The sequence below is a fragment of the Yoonia sp. R2-816 genome, assembly GCF_046762905.1.
GTDB lineage: Bacteria > Pseudomonadota > Alphaproteobacteria > Rhodobacterales > Rhodobacteraceae > Yoonia.
Window position 1 is genome coordinate 1 of the sequence record NZ_JBKQXN010000269.1, and the last position, 324, is coordinate 324.

Consider the following 324-nt stretch of genomic DNA (forward strand, 5'->3'; position numbering starts at 1 on the left):
GCGCCGCTGGAGATCGAGAAGCAGCTCACGCCAACTTTGGGTACTTTCGCGATAGCCATCGGCGAGGCCGATAATCTCCTTCCGGCCCCACTCGTCTGCGCCGATCAACACCAGAACACACTGTTTTTCCTCATCCATGCGCGGTCGGAAATAGACCCCATCCGCCCAGATGTAGACGAACCGCCGCGTGCTGAGATCGCGACGTTGCCAGCGGTCATACTCATCCCACCAGTCGGCCTTGAGCCAGGATATCGTCGTCGAAGACAGACCCGCCGCGTTGGGCCCCAGCAAAGCGGCCAGCGCTTCGTGGAAATCGCCCGTGGA

General features: G+C 61.1%; 1 protein-coding gene. It reads right to left on the reverse strand.

Going from position 1 to position 324, the window contains the following annotated elements; all coding sequences use genetic code 11:
- The coding region (locus ACFWW2_RS16730) for a transposase (protein WP_393929790.1) at window positions 1-324 on the reverse strand (324 nt) is incomplete at both ends.